Origin of the sequence: Candidatus Leptofilum sp. (assembly GCF_965223285.1) — a bacterium.
Lineage (GTDB): Bacteria > Chloroflexota > Anaerolineae > Promineifilales > Promineifilaceae > Leptofilum.
In genome coordinates this window covers 3,551,871-3,574,015 of record NZ_OZ244997.1, presented here as the reverse complement: position 1 = coordinate 3,574,015, position 22,145 = coordinate 3,551,871, and the positions used below count along the sequence as shown (strand labels likewise).

The following is a 22,145-nucleotide window of genomic DNA, read 5'->3' as shown; positions in this document are numbered from 1 at the left end:
AAAGAGATATCAGTGAATTTCACGCAAAAGTGCCAAGGTGCTAGGTTTTACCTATTGCGCCTTGGCGTCTTTGCGTGAGTTAATCAGTTGCCTGACAATTTGTTAATGCACCCGATTAACGCTGATGAACGCGGATTTGAATCTAATCCGCGTTTTTCCGCGCTTGTCCGCGTCCCATCTGTTTGACCTACTCTTGATCACTGCACAACGAGAGAAAAACCCATTGAATCACACCACCAACTCTCCTATAATGCTTTTACAGTTTGACGAAAGCCACACCAAGCCCTCAACTCAAAAGGAAACGGTATGACCAGTCACATCTTCATCTCTCACGCAACCAAAGACGACGACACGGTTAAAAAACTCCGCGAATTGCTAGAAGCACACGGCGAACTCACCTGGGTCGATTCCCGCGAGCTAAGCGGCGGTGATGCGCTCAACGACACCATTGAAGCCAGCATCCGCGAAGCCCAACATTTCCTCGTATTGCTCAGCATCGACGCGCTTAGCTCAGAATGGGTGCAAAAGGAAGTGCGACTCGCCCAGGATGAAGCCAGCCAGCGCAACGATGGCTACAAAATCATCCCCGTTGTGCTGCCCGGCGTGCAGCTAGGGCTGCTCAAACTTCTGTTCCCCGATGAGCCGCTCTACATCTTTGTGAAAGATGCACCTACCGGCCTCAGCAACGTCATCCCCAGGATTTTGACCGCGCTGGGCCAGCAGCTACCCGAAGATTACCCACCTGCCCAGGCTGCGCCAGCCGAACCTGTGGCTGAACTGATTCTGGAACTCACCGACCCCCACATTGTAGAAAAAGAGGGCGTGCGCCGAGCCGCGGCCACGGCCGAACTTACCTACCATCCGCCGGAGGGTGACGGTGGGCGGGCGATTACCAGCCGACGTTACAAAATCAGTGCGCCACTTGGCCCCGTGGAGCTGGGCGAGATTCGCTGGTATGTGGAAAAGTACCATCAATGGCCGACGGGCGTCTTCAAAACCCGCGCTGAAAAAACAGAAAACGCGCTGCCTGAGTGGGGACACGCGCTTTACACAACCGCGCTGGGGGGTGAATCCGCCCGGGAACCGCTGGCGGCGTGGGAGCAAGCCAGCGGCAGCCGCCGCTTTTCTGTGCAGGTGGACAGGGAACCAATGGAAGGGACCGAGGAGGCTGAAGCCGCCCTGGTGCGCGAGGCGGCCAGCGATTGGCTCTCGTTGCCGTGGGAAATAATGCACGACGGCGTAGGCTTTTTGGCGCAAGGGGGGAACGGGGTGCGGGTGCGCCGTCGCCTGCCCAACCGCAAGCAGACGGTGACGGCGGCTGCCAATTTGCCCATCCGGGTGCTGTTGCTCAGCCCGCGCCCGGAAGTTGATGCGCAGGGCAAGCCCGTGGGCTACCTGGACCATCGCAGCAGTGCCTTGCCGCTGGTGCAGGCGATGGAGAATTTGGGGCAAGAGTTAGTCCAGGTCGATATTTTGCATCCGCCCACCTTCCCCGCCCTCAAAACTGCGCTCAAACGGGCCAAAGAGGCGAGCCAGCCGTATGAGATTGTCCATTTTGATGGGCATGGCGTTTATGATAGGCGGGTGGGCCTGGGTGCCCTCTGCTTTGAAGACCCCCGTGACAAGGAGAAAATTGGACAGCGGCTGCTGGCGCTGGTTCATGCCAACGAGTTGGCGGCGGAGCTGCGCGCCTACGGCGTGCCGCTCATCTACCTGGACGCATGCCAGACGGCACTGTCCGATGAAGACCCCCATGCGTCCGTGGCGGCGAAGCTGCTGGAAGAGGGAGTCGGCTCGGTGGTGGCGATGAGCCATTCGGTGCTGGTGGAAACGGCCCGTCGCTTTGTGGAGCCATTTTACCGAGGGCTGGCTGAAGGACGGCGCGTGGGGGACAGCATGTTGGCCGGACAGCTTGCGCTGTATGGCGACCGCAACCGGGGCAAGCGGATGGGGGCCGGGCATTTAAGCCTGCATGATTGGTTTGTGCCGGTGCTGTACCAGGAAAAGGCGGACCCACAGCTATTCACCGTGCAGGTGGGTGAAGCGGCAGCGCGGCTGGCCAGCAAACGACGGGAACTGGCGTTGGGCAAGCTGCCCGCCCCACCCCTGCACGGCTTTGTGGGGCGCAGCCGCACCTTGCTGCAACTGGAGCGGCTGCTGACCCAGGTGGCGTACGCCGTCATTCGCGGCAGCGGTGGCCTGGGGAAGACGGCATTGGCCATTGAGCTGGCCCGCTGGCTGGCCCGCTCCGGGCGGTTTGCCCGAGTGGCATTTGTGAACGTGGAGCCGCAAAACGTGCAGGACGTGCGCGGCGTGCTGGACACCATTGGCCGCCAACTCCTGCCAAAATATACCGTGGCCCAATATGGCGATGATTTAGCCGCAGCCTTGCAGCCGGTAGCTCGCGCCCTGCGCGACTTCCCCACGCTGATTTTGCTGGACAATATGGAAAGCGTCCTGCCAGACCATGAAGGCAACAACCCGGCGGGCGTGGCGGACGTGACCGCCCTGCTGGAATTGGCGCAGCAGCTGCTGGACGCCGACGACCAGTGCCGACTTATTTTTACCAGCCGAGAGTGGCTGCCGGAGCCATTTGCCGGGGCGTACCAGACGGTGGATTTGGGACGGCTGCGGAAAGCGGAAGCGATTCAACTGGTGGAGCAGGTGATGGCCGAGCATGGCTGGCAGCCACCCGCCAACGACGACGCCACCACGCCGGAGGAGATTGAGGAGCTGGTGGAGACGGTGAACCGCCACCCCCGCGCCCTGACGTTGCTGGCGCGGGAAGTGGCCAACGGGGTGCGGGCCACCACCCAAAACGTGGCCGGGCTGATGGCCAAGCTGGAGGCGCAAAACAAGGGAGACCGGGAAAATTCGCTGTACGCCAGCGTAGAGCTTTCTTTGCGCCGCTTGCCGCCAGAAGTACGAACTTTGGTGAACAAGTTGGCCGTATTCCATGATGGTGGGCATGTGGCAAATATGGCAGCAGTGATGGGAATTGAAACCGACGACATTGGTATGGTAGCGAAAATGTTGATTGAGGTAGGGATGGCCGAACTGCAAGAGTACAACTACCTGCGCCTGGACCCTGCCCTGCCTGCTTACCTGAAAATTGGCCAGGAACCGGCCCAACTATCAAAACTCGAAACAGCCTGGGCCGAAGCGATGGTGCAACTGGTTGACTTTCTTTACGAGCAAAAATTCAAAGATAGCCGATTGCAAGCCCGCTTGACTCTGCTAGAGTTGCCTAATTTGCTGGCCTCACTTACCTGGCTGGAGCAGCAGTTAGCGATGGATGATATCCCCACCGAAACAAACCAACTGGCTGAATTTGTGAGCGACAAGGCGGGAAGCATTGAACAACTGCTGGCTTCTTTGGGACGGCCGTCTGCCCTGGTGCGAGCAGTGACAGTGCGAAAAAAGGCGGCGGCGCTGATTCCAGCCTGGGGCAAGGCTCGCTTTGAAAACGAACGGCTGTTGATTGAGCGGCTGCTGGGGCAAAACCATCTGCAACCCGCCTATGAAAAAGCAACGGCGCTGCTAGAAAAAGCCAAAGCCGCTGGCCCCGCAGTGTACCCAGGTGCCGATTTTGATTTGGCAATAGCACATTTGTTGCTTGGCCGGGTCTTTCGGCTAGGAGGGCAAGCCGCGCCCGCCCTCGACTTGCATGTTGAGAGCCAGCGGCTGTTTGAAGCGTTGGGCGAGAGGGGCGCACGTATGGCCGCCGTTATTCTCACTGAACAGGCGGATTGCCTCACGGCGTTAGGACGGCTGGATGAAGCGGCAGTAAGGTATACGGAACGCATCGAACGGGGCGAAAAGCTGGAAGATTTCCGGGGGTTGGCGGTGGGCAAACAGCAATTAGCGACTGTACGTCTCATTCAAAAAAGGTACGCTGATGCTCTGGCCGGATACGAGGAAGCACGGGACATTTTTGAGCAACAAAATGAACCGCGTGAAGTCGCCGTTTCTTGGCACCAGATGGGCATCGTGTATCAGGATGCAGGGGAGTACGAGGCGGCGGAAGCCGCATACCGACGTTCGCTGGAGATTAAGACGCAAGGTAACAACCGGGCTGGGCAGGCGAGTAGTTTAGGACAGTTGGGAATTCTATATGATATTGGCTTCAATGATCTTGAAAATACGGTTGTCTTTTTTCGACAATCTGCTGATATTTATGTTGAATTGAAGGATTTACGACAGGAAGGTATTGTTCGTAACAATATTGGCAACGCCCTGCGCAAGCTGAAACGGTATGATGAAGCGCGGTCGGAAATCTTACGGGCGATTGAATGTAAAAGTCATTTTGATCACGCGGCCGAACTGTGGAAATCCTTCGATATTTTGTGCGATATTGAAAAGGCGATGGGCAACGAAACGGCCGCACACGACGCATGGGTTCAAGCACGGGATGCGTACCTTGCTTACCGGCGGCAGGGCGGGTATGCACAATATGGTGGTGGGCGGCTAGTTGACGATGTTTTGGGGCTATTGGGCCAACAAAAAAGTGATGAAGTGAACGCGCTCTTCGCTGAATTGTCTCAAAATCCCGATACGCGAGACTCATTCAAACTGTTCATGCAAGCCATTATCACTGTTCTCACTGGCTCTCCCGATCCGGCACTAGCCGACAATCCTGCTCTCGATTACGATGAAGCCGCAGAAATTCTTTTCCTCATTGAGCGATTAACGCCCAGAGATGAGGAATCATAAGACGAATTGATCTCCCGTTTGGGCAATGCGGAATCCGGCCCGGTGTACGGTTGTTTCTGCCTCACTCCCCTCATCTAAAACCGGATTTGTATGATTCAGATGGGTCAATATTAGCTTGTCCGCCAGGTGGGCAAAGCGGGTGATGGTGTCTGTGACCAGCGGGTGGGCCACCGGGGCGCGGCCGCCTAGCTCATCCCGGCTGTAAAAGCTGGCGTCTACCAGGGCCACGTCCACCCCACTCAGGGTGGCTTCGGCGGCGGGCCATTGGGGCCAGGCGTCTATGTCTGGCAAATAAAGCAGCGATTTTTGCGGCCCTTGAATGCGATAGGCCACCGTCCCCACCCCCCACTCATCCCGGTGCGGCACGGGAATCGGCGTTACCGTTAAGCCATCCCCTAAATCTACGCTCGCCCCGCCGGGCAACGGCCGAAATTCTAGCTCCGCCACCAGCGGCGACCAAAGCGTCGTTTGCTGGATGAGATTGCACAGCGCAGGCGTGGCGTAGATGGGCAGGTTGTTGACAAACATTGCCTCTTTGCTGAGCTGGGGCAGCCCGCCAATATGCCCCATGTGGGCGTGGGTCAGAAAAATCGCGTCTGGCTGGCGCAGCCGATTGGCCCGCTGCGGATGCGCCCCCAACGCCCCCGCCAGCAAATTGAGCTGAAACTTGATATCCGGCGTCGCATCAAACAAATAAACCTTCGCCTGATCTCTGTGTAACTCTGTGCCTTCTCCGCGTAACTCTGTGTTCCTTCTTCTATCCACAACAGCCAAACAAGCCGCATACGCCCCCCGCGCCGGATCGTCAAACGCGGCCAAACAGCGTGTGCAGGTGCAGCCCGCGTGGGGCAATCCCGCATCTTGCATAATGCCGAGGACAACGGCCGTTACTGCATCTTCTTGAAAAGTTAACATAAAAATAGTTGATGGTTAATAGTAAATGGTTAATTGTTACAGTTTACCATTTACCGTTAACCCTTTACAATTTACCATTCGCCCAACCAGACTGGAGATAAACGCTCATGAAACCACTTTCAACCAAACTCAGCAGTATTCCCGCCTCGATGACGCTGGCGGTCAACGACAAAGCAAAGGCGATGCAGCGCGCCGGGCAGGATGTGATTGCCCTGGCAGGTGGCGACCCTGATTTTGATACGCCCGCACACATTGTGGAAGCGGCCGTTTCTGCACTGCATGACGGCCACACCCACTACCCAGCCCCGATGGTGGGCTTGCCGCAAACGCTAGACGCCATCGCCCACAAAATGCAGACGGAAAACCGGATTCCCATCGACGATCCCCGCCACCAAATTATCGTCACGCCGGGGGGGAAGTGGGCCTTGTACTTGGCGCTGGCCGCTATCAGCAATCCCGGCGACGAGATTTTGGTGCTGGAACCGTACTGGGTTTCTTATCCACCGATGATTACCCTGACGGGCGGAACGGCCGTGCCGGTTAGCCTGCCCAGTACTGACAATTTCCGCATCACCGCCGACCGACTGCGGGCCAAGCTGACGCCGCGCACCAAGGCGATTATGCTCAATACCCCATGCAACCCCACCGGGCGTGTGCTGACAAGCGCGGAGTGTGATGCCATTGTGGAAGTGGCTCAGGAAGCGGACCTGTACGTGATTGCGGATGAAATTTATGAGAAACTGGTTTTTGACGGCCGTTCCCACCTTTCTATTGCCGCCGCCCCTGGCATGGCCGAGCGCACCCTGACCGTAAATGGCCTGACGAAATCGTACGCGATGACAGGCTGGCGGCTGGGCTGGCTGGTGGGGCCACCAGAGATCATCCGGCTGGCGACCAAGCAAAACACTCAATCCGTTTCTTGCGCGGCCACTTTTACGCAGCACGCCTGCGTTGCGGCACTCACGGGGCCGCAGGACGCCATCGCCACGATGCGAGACGCTTACCAACAGCGTCGGGACTTCATGGTAAACGCGCTCAATGGCATAGAGGGGGTCGAATGCCACTCGATTGAGGGAGCGTTTTACCTCTTCCCTCGCTTCCCCAACAGCCGGAAAAATAGCCTGGAGCTAGCTGACGCCCTGTTGGAACACACCCAGATTGCTGCGACGCCGGGCATCGCCTTTGGCCAGAGCGGCGAAGGTCATTTGCGTTTTGCTATTTCTACCGCCCTGTCTGATTTGGAACGGGCAGCAGAGCGGTTAGCTGCCGTGGCTAAGTTGCTTTAATATTTTGACCATGTTGGGTAAGGAACGGCCGTTCTCCACCCAACTACTCTCTCAACCGGAGGCATCATTCTGATGGACAATAAAGTGCGCTGTGCCTGGTGCGGCACCACCGATCCGCTTTACATTCGCTACCACGATGAAGAGTGGGGCGTGCCAATTTATGACGATCGACTGCTCTTTGCCAAGCTCATTTTGGATGGAGCGCAGGCTGGCTTAAGCTGGATTACTATTTTGCGCAAGCGGGAGAATTATTGGGCCGCATTTGACCAGTTCGATCCAGAGAAAATTGCCCGGTACGATGACGCCAAAATCGCGGAGCTACTGCAAAATCCGGGGATTGTGCGCAATCGGCTGAAGGTGCAGTCGGCGGTGAAAAATGCGCGAGGCTACCTGGAGATCATGGAAAAGGAAAGTTCGTTTAGCCGCTTTTTGTGGGATTTTGTAGACGGCTGTCCCATCCAAAACAGCTGGCGCAGCATGGCAGAGGTTCCAGCAGAAACGGCCGAATCACAAGCGATGAGCAAAGAACTCAAAAAACGAGGCTTCAGCTTTGTTGGCCCTACAATTGTTTACGCCTTTATGCAGGCGGTGGGGATGGTGAACGACCACGTCGTTGATTGCTTCCGCTATGCAGAGCTGCGTTCATGAACCAACCGTGCCCGTGCCACAGCGAACGGCCGTACACAAACTGCTGCCAGCCCATTCATCTGGGAAAAACACGGCCGTCTCCCGCCCAACTGATGCGCGCCCGCTACGCCGCCTACGCGCTGGGCAATGTCCGCTTCATCTTGCAAACAGAACGCCCCAACCCACCGCTCTTGCCCAAAGAGATGATTGCCAAGCGGCGTTCGCTCAAGCAATTTTGCCAAAACACCCGATTTTTGGGCTTGAAAATTTTGGATGAGGCGGCACTCGATGACAACCAGGCCACTATTACCTTCCGCGCCATGCTGCTGCAAGGCGGCCAGGATGCTTCTTTTACGGAACAGAGTTTATTTGAATTGCGGAACGGCCGTTGGGTTTACGTTTCTTCACTTTCTTGAGAAGTAGCGTAGGGAAATTCCCCCTGTCGAACTTGTTCAGCAAGCTGTTTAAGATATTCGCGTCTTTCTGATCGAAAGGGCAAGCTGTCGTTGTAAGCGTGCCACACTTAACGGTTGCATAGTTCCATCAGAACGGATTGGCTGACGATAGACAATATCGCAAAAAAAGCGGTTGCACAAACAACTTGTCAGACAAAGCGATTAACTCACGCAAAGACGCTAAGGCGCAAAGGAAAAACTTAGCGTCTTTGCGACTTGGCGTGAAATATAATGACAACTCGTTCGTAGACCATAAAAAGCCCCTGCTGCTATGCAGGGGCTCAAAAAACTCGGCGTTCTCCACGAACTTTGCGGTGAAATCTATTCACCTGCAATTTCGGCACGGCCGGTCATGCCGGGGCGAATATCTAGTGAATCGCTGCTGATACTGATGATGACCGGAAAAACGGCCGCATCCCCCACCGTCCCCGTTGCTTGCGTGCCAATGCGCACCACCGTACCCGCAATCACATCATTGGGATACGCTTTCAGCGTCACTGCTACCGATTGCCCAGACGCAACCCGCGCCAAATCCCGCTCGCTTAAATTGCTGGTATGGAACTCTAGTTGGGTTGTGTCTAGCAAAGTGATAATGGGAGAACCTGTGCCAATCATCGCACCCTCAGCCGCGTCTACCGAGAGGACGGTGCCTGCCGTGGGGGCAACAAGCTGGGCATCTGCCACCGCTTCCTGCGCCTGCTCCAAGTTGAGCTGGCTTTGCTGCAACGATAGTTCCGCTTGCTGCACGCTTAGCTGGGCGGCTTCAATTTGCTCGGCGGTGGGTGGCTTTTGCGCCTGTTCCAACGCCTGCTGCGCGCTAATGACGGATGCTTCAGCATTGAGCGCAGAGTCGTTATTGATGCCCGCGACGGCCAGGCTATAGTTGGCCCGCGCTACCCGCAAATTTTCTTCGGCAAACTGCAAATTGCGTGTGGCGGCATCCCGCTCGTTTTCCAGAAACTGTTTGCGGAAGGGATCGTTCAGCTCCCACTCACGGCCAGGGTCAAAAGCGGTATTGTATGCTTCCTGGGCATCGGCTAGCTGCCGCTCGGCCTGGGCCACGCTCACGTTTGCTTGGGTTACGCTGTTACCCGCAACCGCATCGGACGCAACCGCATTTTCTAGCTGGGCTTGGGCTGCCGCAAGATTGGCCTCGGCAACGGCAACGGCCGTTTCATCTGGTTCCCACTCTAGCAAACGATCCAACTCGGCCTGCGCCTGGGTCAAGTTTAGTTCCGATTGCGCCCCCTGGAACTCCGCGTTGGTTACGGCGTCTAGCAATGCCGCATCATCCAGCGTGGCGATGAGATCGCCAGGCTCCACCACATCACCTGGCTCCACGGCTAGTTCCAGCAGCCGTCCGCTGGCGGTAAAGCTCACCGGCAGCACGGGCTGAACAGCTACCACCGAGCCATCGGCCAAGATGGTAACGCCGCTTTGACTAGGGCGGGTGGCAGTGGGTTCAGCTTCAGTTTCGGCTGCTGCGTCGGGAACGGCCGTTGCCGTGGCACCCTCAGAACGTCCGTCACAAGCTGCCAGCAGCACCAACACTACAATCAAACCAAAAGTCGCAAACAAATTCTTCGCTTTCATAACATTATCCATTGATATTTACCGCGGAGGACACAGAGAGCGCAGAGTTTTTTATTCTCCGCGTCCTCCGCGCTCTCTGCGGTAAAGTTTTACATTCTTAAGATTTCCACAGCGCGCTTCTTCACAATGCGCCGAGCTGAAAAGGTTGCGCCAATGACGCTTGCCAACACTACCATGATGACCACAAAGGGCATCACCGTCGTATCTACCGCCAATTGCATAGGTCGCTGGGCCGAAATACTGTCGAAGTAGGCAAACAGGTAGCCCATCGCGGCTCCAGCGGTAATGCCTGCCAGTGCGGCACTTAACGTCATGGCGATGGATTCAACAATGAGCATGCCGGTCAGTTCGCGGGTTCGGGTACCGATTGCCTTCATCATGCCAATTTCCAGCCGTCGTGCGTAAATCGTCACGTAAATGACGGCAAACACACCGAAAACGGCCGTTGTAAAACTAATCACCGTCAGCACCAGCAAAAACGCTTGCTCTTGCGCCCGGCTGGCCTGCGCTTGCTCCAGCCGCACCTCCACAATTTGGGTGAAGATGCTGTACTTCAGGCTAAACCGATTGGTCATCTCCGAAGAAACTTCAAACGGATCCGCGTCTGCGAGGGTAGTGCCTAAAATGCGGTCGATGATGGGGTCGTCAGCGGGAGGTAGCGGCAGCAGTGGGTCGTTGGATATGCGGCGGAAAGCATCCATAGAGATAAAGACGTCGCTACCGCCCAACCCCTGCGTGCGGACGCGGTTCATGGAGCGGAAACCGGGCATGGTGCGGGCAATGCCCACCACGCGCATCTCCTCCACATGATCCAGCCCTGCGCCGGTGATTTTCACAATCCCGCCCAGTGGCACGGCCAGACCTTCGGCCAACCCTTCGCTGATAACAATCGCACTGTCATCGGTCAAGATTTGATCGAGCGATTCTGGCCCACCCCCTACAAATTCCACCATGTCGGCAAAGAGAACATCGTTGAGACGGCCGTCTACGCCAATGAGCGCAACAGAGCCAGACCGCATCCCCACCGGGTCGCTGATGCTGGTGCGGTAGCCGTAGCTCAGCCCCACCGCCTGGTCCATGCCAGGGATTGCCAGCAGTTCGTCATCAATAAAGCTCGGCTTCAGCCGATTCAGCGAGGCATCGCCACTGCTGGGGCCAAAGCCACCAAATACCTCCACCTCAACCGGTGCACCAGCGTTCAGCCTGACGTCGGATTCTAGATTTTTGTTGGCGATGGCGCTTTGCGTAGCCAAAAAGCTGGGCAACACGCCGCTGAACAACACCAACAATGAGATGAGCGTGTTGCGCCCCTGGTTGCGCCCCACATTGCGCTTGGCAAAGTAGGTGAGCTTGGGCAGGATGAGTCCAGTGATAAACAAAATGAGCCGCTCAAACGGCACGGTGGTAATGAAAAAGAGGAAGCCAACGCCCACCACCATCATCAAAACCGCACCCAAAATGATGGTTGCTTCGGCAGCGGGGTTCCCCAGTGAGGAAACCACATCCAGCCCCACGGTCATCATCACCACAAACATGAGGAAGAGGCCAATGAAAAACATACGGCCGCTTGGCTTGCGCTCACGCAGTCCGGCCAAATCTTCTAGCTGCAAATTATCGGCAACGCCAGGGTTGATGGCGTGCATCACCTTGGTGTTGGCGGCGTCGCGGGCGGGCTTAAGCGCACTCAGGAAAAGCACCACAATGGCAGAAATAATGGCGGGCAGAACGGCCGTTAAGCTTACAGCCGGTTGCAAACGGGCCGTTAGTCCAGACAAACTCATCTGGTAAGTAATAAAAGGCACCACGGCGTAGCTGGTAATAATTTGCCCCAAAAATACCCCTAGCCCAATGCCAATGGCCCCAATCACGGCCACTTCACCGATAACCAAAATGAACAAATATCGTTGCTGGCTGCCCAAAATACGCAGGATGGCCATTTCGCGCTTTTGCTCCTGCACATTGGTCATCACCAGCGTGTGCACCAGCAGACCCACCACGCCTAGTGCCATCAGGCCATAGGTGTTGATGAGCGCCTGCAAAATCAAAAACGCCTCGGCACTGGCATCTAAAATGGTGGCTTTGTCCAAACTGTACTGGTACTCTTCGCCGAGGGCGGCCTGTACGTTGGCGGCTACGTTGCGTACACTCAAAGCCGCAGCTTCAGAATCGCGCGATTCATAAAGGCGGGTATCTACCAGCCCAATCACGCGGTCGGCGCGACCTTGCAGGCCGAGCCAGTCTTGGGCGTCAGCCAAATCGATGATGAGACCATCCCGAACCCCAGCGTCAGCCACGCCGTCTTGCCGGATGATGGCCTTAACGGTGAAGCGGGCGGTAGTGCGCTGCTGGCTGCTGCCTACGATCTCTGGACGACCTTCTTCGCGAGGTTGGGGAAAGCTGTAAGCAATGTCGATGCTATCCCCTACTGCCAAACCAAAAGCGTTGGCGGTGGCTTCTAAAACGGCCGCTCCGTTATCCCCTAGCTCATATTCTCCATCGACCACATCAATAAAACCCACATCGTCTACGGTGCTGTCCAGAGCAACCAGCCAGCCGTTAGCCTGCTCGCCATTGCCAGACATTTCTATAATGGACTGGATGCGGGGATAAACGGCCGTAATATTTGAGTCAGCCGCCAGCATCGTTTGCGTTACCCGCTCCACCTCTACAAATGGATCAGGGCTAATATCTGTTTTGGCAACGTTGAGATCAAATCGCCCCACGCCAGAGGCAATTAGCTCCACGTTTGATTGGCGAATGGTTTCGACCGTGGCACTCATGGCCACAATGAGACCGGTGCTAACCAGCAAAGAGAGCACCATCAGCAAGGTTCGCACCTTCCGCCGCCGGAAGTTTTTAAGGACGTACTTTAAAACCATCGCTTAGTCCTCTGCTTTCTCTTCTTCATTTGTCGCTTTGGGGGAAGCAATGCCGTTTCCATTCAGCAGCTTGCCATCCTGTAATTCCACCGTGCGCCCAGCAAACTCCGCCATACGGGGATCGTGGGTAACAAATACGACAGTCATTCCTTCATCGTTTAGTTCAGCAATAAGGCGCATGATGGCAAACCCAGTTTCTGAGTCCAGATCACCTGTCATTTCGTCGCCAATGAGGATGGGAGGATTGTTAGCCAACGCGCGGGCGATGGCCACGCGCTGCTGCTGCCCGCCAGATAGTTCGCTAGGGTAATGGTGGGTGCGGTCGCCCAGCCCCACACGCTCCAGGAGCTTCGTGGCGCGTTCCTTCCGCTCCTTGCGGGAAACGTTGGCCAGCACCATGGGGGCTTCTACATTTTCTTGGGCAGTGAAGTTAGCCAGCAAGTTGTAGTTTTGGAAGATAAAGCCCATCTTGTCCAGACGTAGCCTTGCCAGCTCGTTTTCGCTGAGGGAAACGAGGTTTTGGCCATCCACAACAAGATGACCGCGACTGGGCTCATCCAGCCCACCCACGACGTTGAGTAGGGTGGTTTTGCCTGAACCGCTGGGACCCATAAGGCAAACAAACTCGCCGCGCTGAATTTCTAGCGACACGCCGCGCAGGGCGGGGACGGCTTCTTTGCCCATCAGATAGGATTTGTGAACATTATCAACAACAATAATCGGTTCGCTCATAACTTAAGGTATTTGTGTAATTGTAAAGTTTGGTAATTGGGTTATTCGCCGTTCTTTGAAACACCGCCAAAATCAAGAATGTGACAACAAGGGAAGCATACCAGCTTTGGCTTTATCTGGCTTGAGGACAGGTTTGGTTGGTAACGGCCGTTTGCTCATGGCACTGTACGGATATACCGACAAAGGGTTGCAATGTTGCAGTAAGAAAACGGCCGCCTGCTCCCTGATTGCAAACGGCCGTTTGTAAGGAGAAGAACGCCTGAAAATCCAATCAGGCATTCCATATGATGATTTCCTTTTTACTTGCTTTGCGTGACGCCAGCGTGACAGGCGTATACGAACAACTTGTAAGAGAGCTTCACGCAAAGTCGCAAAAGCATAAAGGAAAAAACCGGTCTTTGCGCCTTGGCGTGAGGTTATTGTTTCAACCTCAAAACACATCGTTCATACCCCCGCGTGACGAATTGAATTACGGCCGTGTGAGTTCTCCACGTAAACTTTGCTGCATCTTTACCTTCACCACGTCCAAATTCGATTCGACGCTAAGTAAATAGGCCAATTTGGTCAATGCAGCTTCTGGCGTCATGTCATAGCCACTCAAAACACCAATGTCGGCCAGAGCGGAGCCAGTGGCGTATTTGGTCAGGTCTACCGTGCCACGCAGGCATTGCGTACAATCCACAATGACCACCCCGTGCTCGATTGCCTCGGCCAGCACGCGCAAAAAATCTGGGTTATTGGTGGGGGCATTGCCTGCGCCATAGGTTTCTAGCACCAGGCCACGCAGCGGTGGCTGGAGCACGTTTTCCAAAATGCGGGCAGACATGCCTGGGTAAAGGCGCAAGGCACCTACTTCACCCGGTTCGCGGATGGTTTGCAAGTTGATGGGTGAGATGGGGAGAGATGGCCGTTTCACCAAGCTCCAATCCACCTCCACGTCAATCCCCAGCGTGGCCAGCAGCGGGCAATTGGGCGACTCAAACGCATCAAAGCCATCCGCATCCACCTTCACCACGCGGCAACCCCGAAACAGGTGGCTGTGAAACAGCAGGCAGACCTCCGGGATAGCATAGTTGGCCGCCAGCAGCAGGGCAGCAATGAGATTGTCCTGGGCGTCGTTGCGAATTTCGCACAGGGGAATTTGCGATCCGGTGCAGATGACGGGCTTGCCCAGGCCATCTAGCATGAAGGCCAACGCCGAGGCGGTGTAGGCCATCGTGTCCGTGCCGTGCAGGACGATGAAGCCATCGTACGCATCGTAATGGTCGCAAATGTCCGTGGCAATGCGAGACCAGTCGCCGGGGGTCATATTAGGCGAATCGAGCAGCGGATCGTACTGGTGGATGGTGAATTGAGGCAGCTCTGGGTGGTGGAAGGCGAGGTTATCGGCCATGAGCTGCTGCAAAAAGTTGGGGATGGGTTGGTAACGGCCGTTCACCCGCTGCATCCCAATCGTGCCGCCCGTGTAGGCAATATAAACTTTTTTGGTCATAGTTGTGCATCCTCGGTTCAGTGGGTTTGGGAAATTTGCCACAGAGAACACAGAGGGTTTAGAGGAAAAACCTCTTTTTTCTCTGTGCGCTCTGTGGCCAAAATCTCCGTCAATTGTGACCTTGCTAAATCAATTTGCCAACCACCTGCGTCCTGCCCGCACTTTTGCTATCATCCGCACACTATTTATCCACGGGTTTCGCAGATTTCTCCTTTTTCTCTGTGTTCTCTGTGGCAAAATGATTTTAGGAGGAGCAGAAGATGGCTTGGATTAAGATGATTTCGATGGAAGAAGCGACTGGCGCGCTGAAAAAAATGTATGAAAAATATGTTGAGCCAGAGGGTGTGGTTGACAACATCCTGCGTATTCACAGCCTGAATCCCAAGTCACTGCGCACCCACTATGACCTGTACGCCCACCTCATGCGCGGCAAATCGGACCTCAGCCGAGTCCAGCGGGAGATGATCGCCGTCGCTGTTTCGGCGATTAACAAATGTCATTACTGACTGGTGCATCACGGAGCCGGGCTGCTTCGTTTAACCAACGATCCGGTGCTTGTTAACGCCCTGAAAACCAAATGGCGCACGGCCACCCTCACCCCCGCTGACCGCCAAATGCTCATCTACACGGAAAAACTGACGCTCACCCCCTGGGACATGGTGGAAGCCGATGTGATTGCCCTGCGTGAGGTGGGCTTTAGCGATGCGGCGATTTTGGATATAAATCAGGTGACGGGGTATTATGCCTTTGTCAATCGCCTGGCCGATGGTTTGGGGGTGGAGTTGGAGGCGTACCAGACTGGTGAACAGTAATCGGTAATCAGTTTGGTTTTTAGCCCGACAGGGCTTGCACAAATAGCCGGGGGATTTATCCTCTCGGTGGAGGTAGTTGAATGAGCGAATTAGTCCTCACACAGCAGCGGGACACCATTTTTGAGATTATTTTGAATCGGCCAGAGAAGCGGAATGCGATGAATGCGGAACTGGTTGAGGGGTTGGATACGGCCGTTCACACCGCCAACCGCACCCCAAACATTCGTACCGTCATTATTCGCGGCGAGGGCAAAGCGTTCTCGGCAGGGATTGACGTGAGCAGCCTGCTGGGATTGGCGCAAAAGTATGGTCCCCACTGGCAGCAGCGAATGCGAAACATCACCGATGATTTTCAGGCAGTACACAATCGGCTGGAGCGGTTGGAGATTCCCACCATTGCCCTGCTGCACGGCTACTGCCTGGGACTGGCGATGGAGCTAGCCCTGGCTTGCGACATCCGCATTGCTGCCGAAGGCACGCAGATGGGGCTGCCAGAAACGCGCCTGGGTATCATCCCCGACGTAGGCGGCACCACGCGGCTCACGCGGCTGGTTGGCCCCGCCCGTGCCAAAGAACTCATCTTCACCGGACGGCATTTTGGCATGGATTATGCTGAACGGTGGGGCATTGTCAATTATGTGCTACCAGCGGATCAGCTTATGGCCAAGGCAGAAGAGTTGGCCGCTGAAATTAACCTGGCTGCACCGCTGGCGGTGGGCATGGCCAAGCGGGTCATTGATGGCCTGAGCGACATTGATCGCGGCTTGATGCTGGAGGGCTGGGCGCAAAGTCAGCTCATGAGCAGCGAAGATTTTCTGGAAGGGGCGCAAAGTTTTATGATGAAACGGCCGCCTCAATTCAAAGGAAAGTAACGGTATGAAAATTGGATATGCTTTAGGAGGCGGTGGCGCGCGGGGCGCGGCCCACATTGGCGTGCTGATGGAGCTGGAACGGCTTGGCATTCGGCCAAACCTTATTACAGGCACCAGTATTGGCGGCTTGGTAGGTGCCCTGTACGCCTCTGGGCTTACCTGCGACGACCTGGCAGACTGCCTGCGCGAGATAAATATTGCCTCGATGTACTCATTTTCTGGCACCGCGCCTGCGCTAACGGGCGTCAACAAAATCGAGCAGTTACTGGCATCTTACATTGGCCGTCCCAAATTTTCTGAGTTGGGCGTGCCGCTGGCGGTTGTCACCACAGATTTGGTTTCGCGCAAAGAGGTCATTTTGGATGAGGGGGATGTGATTACGGCCGTTCTCGCCACCATCGCCATCCCCATCTTGTTTCCCCCAGTGGAGCGGGATGGCATGGTGTTGAGCGACGGCGGCATTTTGAACAACACGCCCTTTGACATTGCACGGGCGCGGGGAGCCAACTACGTCATTGCCGTGGATTTAAGCAACACCGCCCCCTTCGGCACGCCAGACAAGCCAGCCCCGACCCCAACAGGTGTGCTTGGCAGGGCGTTGGCCCTTACGCAGCGGCGCAAAACGTGGCAAATCATGTCCGTCGTGGCCGACATTATCACGGCGCAGACCTTGCAAAAGCATTTGGCCGTCTCCCGCCCAGAAATCTTGCTACAGCCAAATATGGGTTCCATTGGCCTGTTCGATTTCCATCGGTTGGATGAGGGGATTAAGGCTGGGCAAACGGCCGTGCGCGAAATAGAAGAACAGTTAGTAACGATTGACAATAAAACAGTTGGCAGGAGGAAACAATGATCGCACTTGGCATCGACATCGGCGGCAGCGGCATTAAGGGCGCACTCGTAGATACAAAAAAAGGAGAGATGATCACAGATCGGCTGCGGATTCCCACACCAAAGCCTGCCAAACCAAAGGCTGTCATCAAGGTGCTCAAGCGAATTGTGGACCACTTTGAATACAGCGGGCCGATTGGCGTCGGCATTCCGGCCATTGTCATCAACGGCGTTACCCACTCTGCGGCTAACATCGACGACAAGTGGATTGGTTATTCCAGCCAGCAGGCAATGGCTGAAGCCACGGGCTGCCCCGTGACCCTGGCCAACGACGCGGATGTGGCAGGCGTGGCGGTGATGCGCTTTGGTGCGGGCAAGGGCAAGCAAGGCACGGTGATGATTTTTACGCTCGGTACAGGCATTGGCAGCGCGGTGTTTGTAGACGGCCGTCTCGTCCCCAACACCGAACTCGGCCACCTTTACCTGCGCAACCAAAAAAACGACGCCGAAAATTACGCCGCCGAGCGCATTCGCGAAGAGAAAAACCTAAGCTGGAAGCAGTGGGGCCAGCGGCTGAACACCTACTTCCAGCACATCGAATTTCTTTTTTCGCCAGAATTGATCATTATCGGTGGCGGTGTTAGCAAAAAACACGAGGAATTTCTACACTACATCAAAATCAGGGCAGAGATCGTGCCAGCAGAATTGCGGAACGAGGCAGGCATTGTGGGAGCGGCCGTTCTCGCTGCCGAAAGCGTCTAATGAATGCCCTAAATTCTTAATAAGCGATTTGGCGATGTTCAATAAAAATATAACTCTTTGCATACTGGTTATTGGCATATTAGCTTTCACCACCGCGTGTGCCTCAAATTCAAGTGAAAGTGATATTTTTTCTTCTAGAATTGATGGTTGGGATTGTATAAATTCATTTGATGATTTTTTATATCAAATGACAGAAATTGGTAGAAACGATCCTCGGTATAAGTTATCAGACATTTATCCACCCCCACCTTGGGAAATGGTTACAGAATTACCCGAATCCTATTTAGATATTGAGCTATCCAGAGGGTTCGGGGCAAAAATTGAAATTGCAAGAAGTTATTTGAGTCAAACCGAATTATGGATTAGAAACGGTGATCAAACCATTTTTAGGTATATACCTTCAACTGAGGATATATTTTTGATTTCACCTTATCCATATGACAATGACGGCACGATCCATAAAGATGTTATCGTAAAGGATATTTTTGAGGTGAAAGATGGCTCGATTTTTGGAGTCAACTATCCGAAAGACCACGAAACTGTTTGGCGCGAAGCAATTCCCCTAATTAGCATTTATAATGAGCTTGATGGCGCATTTGAATTCTATGATATTGGATTAAGGTATCATGCGGATGATATTAAGTTCGGTTGGGTAGGTATGATTCCCCGCGACGGAATCATTATAGCCAACGATGAAAATGCAATTTGGATATATCAGCAACAAGATGGTCTATATAATTATAACCTGCAAAATTCCCTCCTGCATCATCATGAAGTCCCTTTTACGCAAATTGTACAAAGGATGGTCATATCTCCTGACGGAAATTTGCTATTTAGTCAGGAAAAAGAAGGTTCAAATTGGACTTTGCATCCTGGCGAATTAATCCAGTACAGTCCGATTTTCCAGACCATTACAGAGGTGAATGTCCCTTTCCGGCGGTGGCCTGATTATGGAACCTTACTATATGTAGAATCTGGAGATTTGTGGCTCGGAATTCATGGATTCCTTTCAAGTGATGGAGACTGGGTACTAAGAAATCCAAAACGGCGGATTTTCACAGATTTAGGTCGGGGGAGCGATACATATAATTGGGCTCATCCTAAGTTACTCTTTCAAAGTTCAAATGGTTACCTTTGGTATACAGCCTATTCAGGCGATTTTTTAGGGGTTCAGGGGTCAGCTTGGTATGATCCAGCAAGGGAGATAGGTTGCTGGTTTACTACGGAAGCTGGGATTATTGTTGAGGACACTCAACAAACTCTTTGGATGGTAACTGATGGAAAGCTTTATAAATTAACGCTTTCAGAATGAAGCAAAAATACGTACTTGAAGAAAATTTAATAATGACAGAATTCTTTTACGGCCGTTCCCAGCAAGTAATTCACAAAGATCGTTCAATCTCTAACGGTGCTGCTGAACAAAGATATGATTTATTTTGTCCCAACAATTATTGCCCTTTTAATTCAAACTTATGCGGAATGCGTAAGTCCTAATCAGTAAGTAATTCACGCCATAGGAGGTAGTTATGTCAGATGTAAAAGTATCTTCACAAGAACTTATTTCCCGCCTCAACGACCAAAATATCAAATTCGGCGACATCAAAAAAATCGCCAGGGAAATCAAAAGGGATCACGCCCTTGCGCTGGAGCTTTGGGCCTCAGAAGAATATTTCCCGCGTCTCCTTGCCGTTTTGATTTTGGATAAAAAGGAGCTAAATCAGGAAGTCATCGAATCCATGATGATTGATCTACAGGTTCACGAGCCAGAAGAACGCAATCGAATAACCGAGTGGCTCATGGCCAATCAGCTAATGAAAAACAAAAGGCTGGTTACACTCATGCAAACCTGGGAGCATCATGACCTTCCCGATCTCCGCCGTATGTTCTGGTATTACCAGGCTCGTCTGAGGTGGACTGGCCAGAAGCAGCCAGAAAACACTTTAGACCTTGTGGATGCCATTGAGGAGCGGCTCTCCGACGAGGTGCCTGAGGTGCAATGGGCGATGAATTTCACTGGTGGGTGGATTGGTGTTCACGATCCTCAATTCCGCGAACGGAAGATCGCCATAGGCGAACATCATGGTTTGTACAAGGGCGATCCGGTTCCTCGAAATTGTACACCCGACTATCTGCCAGAGTTTATCAGCATCGAGGTAGAGAAACTCAACAAGAAACGGTAACCCAAAAACCATGATTTATTTTGCCCCTACAATTATTGTCCTTTTAATTCAGGTTTATCTTCTGATATCTTGGTGGAATGCGCGCAAAAATAAGGATGGCAAAGAGGGTAAGTTCGTTTTCTGGGGCTTCCTTGTGGGGCAGATTTATCTGATTTGGGAAGTTTTGTTGGTGCAGCAAACCGGACAGCCTTTGCCGGACTCACCGGAACAACAGATGTTGATGCTTCGGCTGACCTGTGGCGGTGCGCCTGGCGGCCTTTTTGTCATCATTGGGCTGTTTTATCTTAGCTTTGCGGCTTTTGGGGTTAGAAAGGGTGAGCAAAATGACACTCATTGAAATCGTAATCACAGCGTTTCTTTTGCTGGAACTGTCGAATGTCGCCACGCTTTATTTTGTCCCTGGCTCAAAAAAAGCAAATGCTGTTGGCGTGTTCACTGCCTGGGAAAAATCAAAGCAATATCCAGAGATTCATGATTTTGTGAAATACCTCGTCTACTGGGTAGCGGGATCGAAACTGATCTTTATCTTGCTGCTGGCAGCGATAATAATTTTTGGGGAACCAAATTTGCAGCGGATAAGCTTGGTGGCTTTGGCCGCAGCAACGGTAACTTTTTATTGGCGACTGTTTCCGCTCATCAAGAAAATGGATCGTAATGGAGAAGTAGAACCGAAAAATTACTCGATGACATTAGGCATCATGATTTTTGTGTTCATCGCTCTGTTTTTGGTTGCGGCAGTTGTGGCTGGGTGATTTGTGTTTGTTAAACGGCCGTTACCGGCAAATAAATCGTAAAGGCCGTCCCTTCCCCCACGGTGCTGGCGACGGTGATGCGGCCGTTGTGCTCCTCCACAATTTTTTGCGCCACTGAAAGCCCCAGGCCGCTTCCCTCTGCGCTTTCGCTGCCCGGAATGCGGTAAAACCGCTCAAACAGATGCTCAATATCCTCTGCCTCAATGCCTGGCCCGGTGTCGGCCACAGCAATTTGCACCTCGTTCTCCTGGCAGGTGGCACTAATGGCGATACGGCCGTTTGCCACATTATACTTAACTGCATTGCTGACCAAATTGAGCAGCACCTGCTTTAGCCGATCGGCGTCGCCGATAACGGCCGTTGTCCCCTCGCTAGTGGGCAAATCAGGTGCCAAATTCAGGCTAATCTCAATGCCCCGTGCTGCCGCCTGCGCCTGCGAAATGCTCACAACCTCTTCAATGATTTGGGCTATCGCCACCGCTTCCCGCGCCAGCCGCATCCGGCCGGATTCCAGCCGTGAGAAGTCCAAAAAATCTTTGGTCATTTTAGAGAGGCGATTTGACTCTTTCTTAATCATCCCCAACAGCTCGCCGTGCTTTTCCTGGGGGATTTCTGGCCGCGTGAGCAGTTCGCTAGCGGCCGAGATGGCCATGAGCGGGGTCTTTAGCTCATGCATAATTTCGGCAATGAGGTCAGATTGGCTAAAGAGATGGGCGTTCACGATGGCCACAGCCGATTGCGAGGCCAACGCCTCCATTAACGCCACATCCTGCCCGGTGTAATCTTTGTCGTCTTCCTTGTTGATTACTTCCAGGGCACCAATGGCTCCCTGGCTGGTAACCAGCGGCACGGCCAGCATGGAGCGGGTCACAAATTCCAAATCTTCGTCCACATTGGCGTAAAACCGTTCGTCTGTTTGCACGTCGTCTAATATGAGGGAACGGCCGTGTCTCACCACCCAACCGGCAATGCTGCTATCCAGCGGCACCACAATGTCTCGCGGCACCTCGCCCCGCGTAGAGGCGGCAAAATGCAGATGCCCGGTTGAGCGATCGACGAGCAAAATGGAGGCGGTTTCGGTGTGGGTTAGCTCGGTGGCGACGTCCATCACCAGCGACAGCAGGTCATCTAGCCGCAGCGTGGAGCTGAGACGCTGGCTAATTTGCAGCAGCCGAGCCAAATGTTCTGGCGAAATGGCACTGCGCGTGTTGGCAGTTGTATGCAGTTGTTCCGTCATGGTGATG

General features: G+C 54.0%; 19 protein-coding genes. 12 read left to right on the top strand and 7 right to left on the bottom strand.

Annotated features, from left to right (window positions below):
- Positions 1-306 precede the first annotated feature (306 nt).
- A complete protein-coding gene (locus ACOQPU_RS16150; RefSeq protein ID WP_420640864.1) occupies positions 307-4,713 on the top strand; it encodes a TIR domain-containing protein in 4,407 nt (1,468 codons plus the stop codon).
- Here the strand turns inward: ACOQPU_RS16150 and ACOQPU_RS16145 are convergent.
- A complete protein-coding gene (locus tag ACOQPU_RS16145; RefSeq protein ID WP_420640863.1) occupies positions 4,708-5,628 on the bottom strand; it encodes an MBL fold metallo-hydrolase in 921 nt (306 codons plus the stop codon). The genes ACOQPU_RS16150 and ACOQPU_RS16145 overlap by 6 nt on opposite strands.
- 107 nt (positions 5,629-5,735) lie before the next feature.
- Here ACOQPU_RS16145 and ACOQPU_RS16140 point away from each other — a divergent pair, with 107 nt between their 5' ends.
- The 3 genes from ACOQPU_RS16140 to ACOQPU_RS16130 all read left to right on the top strand — a co-directional run bounded on the left by ACOQPU_RS16140 (position 5,736) and on the right by ACOQPU_RS16130 (position 7,957).
- On the top strand, positions 5,736-6,914 hold the full coding sequence (locus ACOQPU_RS16140; protein WP_420640862.1) for a pyridoxal phosphate-dependent aminotransferase: 1,179 nt from the start codon (positions 5,736-5,738) through the stop codon (positions 6,912-6,914).
- Between the two features lie 72 nt (positions 6,915-6,986).
- Entirely contained in the window at positions 6,987-7,562 is a 576-nt protein-coding gene (locus tag ACOQPU_RS16135) for a DNA-3-methyladenine glycosylase I (protein ID WP_420640861.1), read from the top strand.
- Entirely contained in the window at positions 7,559-7,957 is a 399-nt protein-coding gene (locus ACOQPU_RS16130; RefSeq protein WP_420640860.1) for a YchJ family protein, read from the top strand. The genes ACOQPU_RS16135 and ACOQPU_RS16130 overlap by 4 nt, the downstream gene beginning before the upstream one ends.
- A 360-nt stretch (positions 7,958-8,317) precedes the next feature.
- Here the strand turns inward: ACOQPU_RS16130 and ACOQPU_RS16125 are convergent, their stop codons facing one another.
- From ACOQPU_RS16125 to ansA, 5 genes are all read right to left on the bottom strand, one after another.
- A complete protein-coding gene (locus tag ACOQPU_RS16125; protein WP_420640859.1) occupies positions 8,318-9,589 on the bottom strand; it encodes an HlyD family secretion protein in 1,272 nt (423 codons plus the stop codon).
- An 89-nt stretch (positions 9,590-9,678) separates the two neighbouring features.
- Positions 9,679-12,468 (bottom strand): ABC transporter permease, encoded by a 2,790-nt coding sequence (locus tag ACOQPU_RS16120; RefSeq protein WP_420640858.1) that lies wholly within the window; start codon positions 12,466-12,468, stop codon positions 9,679-9,681.
- 3 nt (positions 12,469-12,471) lie between these two features.
- Positions 12,472-13,200, bottom strand: a complete 729-nt coding sequence (locus ACOQPU_RS16115) for an ABC transporter ATP-binding protein (protein WP_420640857.1) — start codon at positions 13,198-13,200, stop codon at positions 12,472-12,474.
- A gap of 72 nt (positions 13,201-13,272) precedes the next feature.
- Positions 13,273-13,479, bottom strand: coding sequence for a hypothetical protein (locus ACOQPU_RS16110; RefSeq protein ID WP_420640856.1), 207 nt, complete (start codon positions 13,477-13,479; stop codon positions 13,273-13,275).
- Between the two features lie 190 nt (positions 13,480-13,669).
- Positions 13,670-14,692 (bottom strand): asparaginase, encoded by a 1,023-nt coding sequence (ansA, locus tag ACOQPU_RS16105; protein WP_420640855.1) that lies wholly within the window; start codon positions 14,690-14,692, stop codon positions 13,670-13,672.
- Between the two features lie 260 nt (positions 14,693-14,952).
- Between ansA and ACOQPU_RS16100 the strand changes: the two genes are divergently transcribed.
- The 8 genes from ACOQPU_RS16100 (at position 14,953) to ACOQPU_RS16065 (ending at position 20,901) form a co-directional block, all read left to right on the top strand.
- The gene (locus ACOQPU_RS16100; protein ID WP_420640854.1) at positions 14,953-15,504 is read left to right on the top strand and encodes a peroxidase-related enzyme; all 552 of its coding nucleotides are present in this window, start codon (positions 14,953-14,955) and stop codon (positions 15,502-15,504) included.
- Positions 15,505-15,584: 80 nt separating this feature from the next.
- Complete coding sequence (locus ACOQPU_RS16095) at positions 15,585-16,376, top strand: enoyl-CoA hydratase/isomerase family protein (protein WP_420640853.1); 792 nt, start codon at positions 15,585-15,587, stop codon at positions 16,374-16,376.
- A 4-nt stretch (positions 16,377-16,380) separates the two neighbouring features.
- The gene (locus ACOQPU_RS16090) at positions 16,381-17,229 is read left to right on the top strand and encodes a patatin-like phospholipase family protein (protein WP_420640852.1); all 849 of its coding nucleotides are present in this window, start codon (positions 16,381-16,383) and stop codon (positions 17,227-17,229) included.
- Positions 17,226-17,969 carry a polyphosphate--glucose phosphotransferase gene (ppgK, locus tag ACOQPU_RS16085; RefSeq protein WP_420640851.1) on the top strand — a complete coding sequence of 248 codons (744 nt, stop codon included), beginning with the start codon at positions 17,226-17,228 and terminating at the stop codon, positions 17,967-17,969. The genes ACOQPU_RS16090 and ppgK overlap by 4 nt, the downstream gene beginning before the upstream one ends.
- 34 nt (positions 17,970-18,003) lie before the next feature.
- Complete coding sequence (locus tag ACOQPU_RS16080) at positions 18,004-19,281, top strand: hypothetical protein (protein ID WP_420640850.1); 1,278 nt, start codon at positions 18,004-18,006, stop codon at positions 19,279-19,281.
- 214 nt (positions 19,282-19,495) lie between these two features.
- A complete protein-coding gene (locus tag ACOQPU_RS16075) occupies positions 19,496-20,149 on the top strand; it encodes a DNA alkylation repair protein (protein ID WP_420640849.1) in 654 nt (217 codons plus the stop codon).
- Between the two features lie 10 nt (positions 20,150-20,159).
- On the top strand, positions 20,160-20,486 hold the full coding sequence (locus ACOQPU_RS16070) for a hypothetical protein (RefSeq protein ID WP_420640848.1): 327 nt from the start codon (positions 20,160-20,162) through the stop codon (positions 20,484-20,486).
- On the top strand, positions 20,473-20,901 hold the full coding sequence (locus ACOQPU_RS16065; RefSeq protein ID WP_420640847.1) for a hypothetical protein: 429 nt from the start codon (positions 20,473-20,475) through the stop codon (positions 20,899-20,901). The genes ACOQPU_RS16070 and ACOQPU_RS16065 overlap by 14 nt, the downstream gene beginning before the upstream one ends.
- Before the next feature lie 10 nt (positions 20,902-20,911).
- Here ACOQPU_RS16065 and ACOQPU_RS16060 read toward each other — a convergent pair whose 3' ends face one another.
- On the bottom strand, positions 20,912-22,138 hold the full coding sequence (locus ACOQPU_RS16060) for a sensor histidine kinase (protein ID WP_420640846.1): 1,227 nt from the start codon (positions 22,136-22,138) through the stop codon (positions 20,912-20,914).
- Positions 22,139-22,145 lie beyond the last annotated feature (7 nt).

Excerpts from the sequence above, each read along its gene's own strand:
- ACOQPU_RS16150 (WP_420640864.1), top strand. The coding sequence starts at position 307 with ATGACCAGTCACATCTTCATCTCTCACGCAACCAAAGACGACGACACG.
- ACOQPU_RS16145 (WP_420640863.1), bottom strand. The coding sequence starts at position 5,628 with ATGTTAACTTTTCAAGAAGATGCAGTAACGGCCGTTGTCCTCGGCATT.
- ACOQPU_RS16140 (WP_420640862.1), top strand. The coding sequence starts at position 5,736 with ATGAAACCACTTTCAACCAAACTCAGCAGTATTCCCGCCTCGATGACG.
- ACOQPU_RS16135 (WP_420640861.1), top strand. The coding sequence starts at position 6,987 with ATGGACAATAAAGTGCGCTGTGCCTGGTGCGGCACCACCGATCCGCTT.
- ACOQPU_RS16130 (WP_420640860.1), top strand. The coding sequence starts at position 7,559 with ATGAACCAACCGTGCCCGTGCCACAGCGAACGGCCGTACACAAACTGC.
- ACOQPU_RS16125 (WP_420640859.1), bottom strand. The coding sequence starts at position 9,589 with ATGAAAGCGAAGAATTTGTTTGCGACTTTTGGTTTGATTGTAGTGTTG.
- ACOQPU_RS16120 (WP_420640858.1), bottom strand. The coding sequence starts at position 12,468 with ATGGTTTTAAAGTACGTCCTTAAAAACTTCCGGCGGCGGAAGGTGCGA.
- ACOQPU_RS16115 (WP_420640857.1), bottom strand. The coding sequence starts at position 13,200 with ATGAGCGAACCGATTATTGTTGTTGATAATGTTCACAAATCCTATCTG.
- ACOQPU_RS16110 (WP_420640856.1), bottom strand. The coding sequence starts at position 13,479 with ATGCCTGATTGGATTTTCAGGCGTTCTTCTCCTTACAAACGGCCGTTT.
- ansA (WP_420640855.1), bottom strand. The coding sequence starts at position 14,692 with ATGACCAAAAAAGTTTATATTGCCTACACGGGCGGCACGATTGGGATG.
- ACOQPU_RS16095 (WP_420640853.1), top strand. The coding sequence starts at position 15,585 with ATGAGCGAATTAGTCCTCACACAGCAGCGGGACACCATTTTTGAGATT.
- ACOQPU_RS16090 (WP_420640852.1), top strand. The coding sequence starts at position 16,381 with ATGAAAATTGGATATGCTTTAGGAGGCGGTGGCGCGCGGGGCGCGGCC.
- ppgK (WP_420640851.1), top strand. The coding sequence starts at position 17,226 with ATGATCGCACTTGGCATCGACATCGGCGGCAGCGGCATTAAGGGCGCA.
- ACOQPU_RS16080 (WP_420640850.1), top strand. The coding sequence starts at position 18,004 with ATGTTCAATAAAAATATAACTCTTTGCATACTGGTTATTGGCATATTA.
- ACOQPU_RS16075 (WP_420640849.1), top strand. The coding sequence starts at position 19,496 with ATGTCAGATGTAAAAGTATCTTCACAAGAACTTATTTCCCGCCTCAAC.
- ACOQPU_RS16070 (WP_420640848.1), top strand. The coding sequence starts at position 20,160 with ATGATTTATTTTGCCCCTACAATTATTGTCCTTTTAATTCAGGTTTAT.
- ACOQPU_RS16065 (WP_420640847.1), top strand. The coding sequence starts at position 20,473 with ATGACACTCATTGAAATCGTAATCACAGCGTTTCTTTTGCTGGAACTG.
- ACOQPU_RS16060 (WP_420640846.1), bottom strand. The coding sequence starts at position 22,138 with ATGACGGAACAACTGCATACAACTGCCAACACGCGCAGTGCCATTTCG.